Origin of the sequence: Streptomyces spiramenti (assembly GCF_012034385.1) — a bacterium.
Lineage (GTDB): Bacteria > Actinomycetota > Actinomycetes > Streptomycetales > Streptomycetaceae > Streptomyces > Streptomyces spiramenti.
The window spans coordinates 1-4,871 of sequence record NZ_JAAVJB010000309.1 but is presented as its reverse complement, the minus strand read 5'-3'; the positions used below and the strand labels follow the sequence as shown (position 1 = coordinate 4,871).

The 4,871-nt window shown below is 74.1% G+C and carries 2 protein-coding genes and 1 pseudogene; 1 reads left to right on the top strand and 2 read right to left on the bottom strand.

Annotated elements, in window-relative coordinates; translation table 11 throughout:
- Together ubiA and gabT are read right to left on the bottom strand one after the other, a co-directional pair.
- Window positions 1–113 (bottom strand): annotated as a pseudogene (gene ubiA / locus HCJ92_RS25185) (4-hydroxybenzoate octaprenyltransferase); the annotation flags it as partial.
- 248 nt (window positions 114–361) lie between these two features.
- Complete coding sequence (gene gabT / locus HCJ92_RS22210; RefSeq protein ID WP_167935395.1) at window positions 362–1,720, bottom strand: 4-aminobutyrate--2-oxoglutarate transaminase; 1,359 nt, start codon at window positions 1,718–1,720, stop codon at window positions 362–364.
- An 806-nt stretch (window positions 1,721–2,526) separates the two neighbouring features.
- On the opposite strand from gabT, the gene HCJ92_RS22205 reads away from it, so the two are divergent.
- Entirely contained in the window at window positions 2,527–4,698 is a 2,172-nt protein-coding gene (locus tag HCJ92_RS22205; protein ID WP_338054325.1) for a type IV secretory system conjugative DNA transfer family protein, read from the top strand.
- Window positions 4,699–4,871: the final 173 nt, after the last annotated feature.

Genomic DNA, 4,871 nt, shown 5'->3' with positions numbered 1-4,871 from the left:
GTGAAGAACGCCCGGTTCAACCGGGAGAGGTCGCCCGGCCGGACGATGGTGTGCTCGTACGCGAAGGCAGCCGCTACCACGGCGAGCCCCACCCAGAGCAACGGACCGGCTCCGTGGCGGGGCGACGACTCGCAGTGGACGGACGTCGGGTGCGGGGCGGCAGGACGGCGCGGACCCGGGGGTACGGGGCCGCGCCGTCCGCCCGATGCGTTGCCTCGGGCGTCCCTCGCCGCTGCGAGCGGCCGGCCCGGTTGGCCCGTCCACCACGCCCTCGGACGTCGGGGCAGCGGGGCGTGCCGCCCCGTGCGGGACGGCAGCCGCCCTGTTCCACCCCGCGCGCGGTGGAACAGGGCACCGTCGTTCAGGACGCGGCGAACGCCTCACGGAGCACGTCGAGGCCCTCGTTGAGCAGTTCCTCGCCGATGACGAGCGGCGGCAGGAAACGCAGGACGTTCCCGTAGGTCCCGCATGTCAGCACGAGCAGGCCGGCCTGGTGGCACCGCCGTGCGACCGCCGCGGTCAGGTCGGGGTCCGGCTCCTTGCCGCCGGGACGCACCAACTCGACCGCCAGCATGGCGCCCCGGCCCCTCACCTCGCCGATCGACGGGAACTCCTCGGCGAGCCGCAGCAGCCGTGGCTTCATGATCTCCTCGATGCGACGCGCACGGGCCGCGAGATCCTGCTCCCGCATGGTCTCGATCGCGCCCAGGGCCGCGGCACAGGCGACGGGGTTCCCGCCGTACGTGCCCCCGAGCCCCCCTGCATGGGCGGAGTCCATGATCTCCGCACGGCCGGTGACGGCGGCGAGCGGCATGCCGCCGGCGATGCCCTTGGCGGTGGTGATCAGGTCGGGCACGACTCCTTCGTCGTCACAGGCGAACCACTGCCCCGTGCGGCAGAAGCCGCTCTGGATCTCGTCCGCCACGAAGACGATGCCGTTCTCCCGGGCGAACTCGGCGATGCGCGGCAGGAAGCCCCGGGCCGGCTCGATGAACCCGCCTTCGCCGAGCAGGGGCTCGATGACGATTGCCGCCGTGTTCTCCGCGCCGATCTGCTTGGTCACGTGATCGATGACCTGGGCGGCGGCCTCTTCCGCGCAGTTCTCGGCACCGGTGAGCCAGCGGTACGGGTAAGCCACCGGTACGCGGTAGATCTCGGGTGCGAACGGCCCGAACCCGTGCTTGTACGGCATGTTCTTGGAGGTCAGCGCCATCGTCAGGTTGGTCCTGCCGTGGTAGCCGTGCTCGAACACGACGATCGCCTGCCGTCCGGTGTGGGTCCTGGCGATCTTCACCGCGTTCTCGACTGCTTCGGCTCCCGAGTTGAACAGTGCCGACTTCTTGGCGTGGTCGCCCGGGGTGACCGCGGCGAGCTCCTCGCATACCGCGACGTACCCCTCGTACGGTGTCACCATCGCGCAGGTGTGGGTGAACCGGTTGAGCTGCTCCGTCGCCCGCCTGACCACTGCCTCCGCGCTGTTGCCGACGGAGGTCACGGCGATACCCGAACCGAAGTCGATCAGCCGGTTGCCGTCCACGTCCTCGATCACCGCCCCGCCTGCTCGCTCGACGAAGACGGGCAGGACGGCCCCGACGCCGTCGGCCACGGCCGCCTGCTTCCGCGCCATCAGCTCGCGGGACTTCGGACCGGGAATTTCGGTGACGACGCGGCGCTCCTGGGTCAGCGCCGGTCCTCCGGACAGATCCTGGGTGATGCTCATCGGAAGCGCTCCTCCGAACGTGATGGCGTCGGACGCCTCGGTACCGGGGCGGGGCCACCACGCCACGGCCCGGCGTCCGTGCTTGCACTTCGCAGGCTAGGGCCATCGGGGCAATGCCGACATGCACCGTCGCGGCACAGTGCCCCGCGTGTCTTGGCCGCGGCGGAGCAGCGGCGCCCTCGCGCGCCTCCGGGACAGCGCCGCCCGCGGGGCGCCCGAGTCACCTGTTGGGCGCCGAACACGCTCCGGGGCGCTCGAACCAGCGCATGGCCTCTTCGGTGCGCCGTGTTGCCGACGGCTGTGGCGCCTCCCCGCCGCTGCTCGGCAGCGCGGCTGCCGATCACCCGCAGCCGGCTGGCGCTGTCGCCCTCGGGACGAGCCCGCGTCCCCGCGGTGGCTGCGTGCACGAGGCGGGTGCGTGGCGCGGTCACGAGGCCGCTGCCCCGGGGGCGGATCGGGGCGGGCGGCGCGAGGTCGGCAACGGCGGATCGCCGTCGCGTAGTTGGAGTGCGACAGGAGCGACTGCGGAGTGTGCCGGCCCTCTAGGGTGGGGACCACCAGCACAGTGACGGGTGGCCGTGCCCACCGGCCGTCCGGGATCGGCGGAGGCGATGACGACCGACGGTGCGCGGCCCGGACCGCACGAGAACCCCAGCGCGCTGCCCACGTACCGCGGAGCTCCGCCGGCCCCCCGCGTGCCTCCGCCGCCTCCTCCGGCCGCGGCACCCTCGCTCGCCGGGTGGCTCCGCGCGCCGAGGCCGGAGACCTCGCCCGGTATCTGGCGCTTCGGGCACACTCCCCGCCCGGTGGAGGACGCCGAACCGCTGGGCGACCGAGAACTCCACGGTGGCGCGTTGCTGGCGTTGCTCGGCGGCCTCCTGGTCTGGTCCCTGTGCTGGAACGGCTACATCAGGGTCTGGCTGTGGCCGCTGGAGTGGGTCACCTCGGACGCGTGGAGCGGATCGCGCACCTACGCGTCCTTCACCTATCTGTACTACGTTCTCTTCGCCGCCCTGCTGGCCTTCCTCTTCGGTCGCCTGGGGAGCTGGCCCCGCGTCTGGCGGCGTCACCGACCGAGGCTGCTGACGGGCCTGCGGGTGGCCCCGGACTCTCCACCGCTGCCCCGGATGATCTCGGCCCGCGCCGCCGCGGCCTTCGTGCTCGGGGCGTGGGCATGGGGCCTGAGCTTCGGAGGGGTCTGGCAGTTCTGGCTCGAACCCCTGTACGTGCTGGTGCCCGACGGCTGGTGGCGTGACGGCGATTCCACCCTGTACGTGATCGCCTACAACGCGCACTACCTCGTGTGGACCCTGGTGCTTCTGGCAGCCGCGGCCGTGGCAGGTGACTGGCGCGGGGCGCTGCGGCGGCTCCGGGCCGGTGCCCTCGCGGACCGGGGTGCCACCCCAGCGGACCTCTCCCGGTGGCAGCAGCTCCGGGACGGCGGCGCCGAGGAAGCGGCGGACCGTCTCACCACCGAGCTGCGCGCCGGCACGCTGAGCGACCTCGACTACGTGCGGATCGACACCGCCTGGCAGGCAGTACGGGCCCGCCCCACCGAGTTGGCGGCGTTCACCGACGCCGTGCTCCAGGACGGCCCCGGCGCGTTCGTGCACCCCTCGGGCGCCAGGGACCTGGTGGCGCGTGCCGCACGGCACGACCTCCTCACCCGTCAGGTCTTCGTCGGCGAGGCACTGGACGACGAACGCAACCCCTACGCCCACCGCGGTACCGGGGTGGCGCTCGACCCCACCGTCCTCGGCACCTCGCTCCTCGCAGTCGGACCTCCCGGGTCCGGCAAGACCGGCCGGGTGGTGCGGCCCGTGATCGAATCGCTCTGCCTCGAGGCGCTGGCCGGTCGGGCCGCCGTCGTCGCCATGGGCGGTGTGGCGTCCGCACTCGGTCCCGACGACGCGTTCGACGTCATCGTCCGGATCGGTGACACCGGAGGCGGACACCGGCTCGACCTGTACGGAGGGGCCGAGGACACCGACGAGGCGGCGGCCCTGCTGGCGGAGGTCCTGACGGCCGGCACCCGCGCCGACCCGGCGGACGCCGCCGCGGCGCTGGCGCAACTCCTCGGCCCCTACCGGGCCGCTTACGGCGGACTCCCCGACGTGCCGGAACTCCGGGCGCTGCTGGACGGGGCCCCGGGACTCATGACGACGCTCGGCGAGGACCTGGAGCACGCCGGGGCCTGGGACCAGCTCCGGGAGTTGTCCGCACGGACCCGCCAGGCGGAGCGCCCCGGGGACGTCGGTCTCCTCCTCGCCGACCGGCTCGCCGTGCTGGACCGCTGCGGCTTCTCCGCCGCCCCCGGGGACACCGGCGCGCGTCGGGTGCGTCCCTTCTCGCTCGCCGCCGCCCTGGAGCACCCGCTCCGGATCCGCGTGGACCTCCCGGCCACCGGGCACGCGGAGGCGGCCCGGATCATCACCCGCCTGGTGCTCGCCCAGTTCACCGCCGCGGCCACCGCCCGCGGGGACCGTTCGCTGTTCGCCTGCCTCGTCGTGGACGACGCGACCGCCGCGTTCACCGCCGCGACGGTGCGGGGCCTCACCCACCTGCGACCGGCCAACGCCGGGGCGGTGCTCTCGCTGCGCACGCTGGACGAGGTACCGGAACGGCTCCGCGCCGGGCTGCTGGGCGCCGTGGGTTGCCGCATGGCGCTCTCCGGCATCACCACCTGGGACGGTGAGCAGTTCGCCCGCGCCTGGGGCAAGGAGTGGACCGAGGACCGTGACGTCAGCAGCTCGCCGGACCGCCACGGCGGAGCGCTGCGCCGAGGCGTCCGTGGCGTGCGGAAGCTCTTCACGGGGCGGGACGCGACCACCGAGACAGTGACGGTCCGGCGCGTGGAGCGGGAACGCTGGTCCGCGTCGGAACTCGCCCACCGCCTGCCGCCGCGGCATGCCGTGCTCTCCCTCACCACCGTCGCCGGGGAGACCGGCCCGCCGGTCCTGGTCCGGCTCGGGACGTGAGTCCGCCCCGGGGCACACGGTGCGTGCACCCCGGCGCGCCCACCGGAGTCCCGGCCCGCCCCGGAGCCGGCCGTGTCACCGGGCGGACATGAGTGCTGCGCCGTCCCCGCGCGGCGGTCCGTGGCCGCCCCGGGCGGAGCGCGTGGCCCCGGCGGCACGCCTGCCCCCTGGCT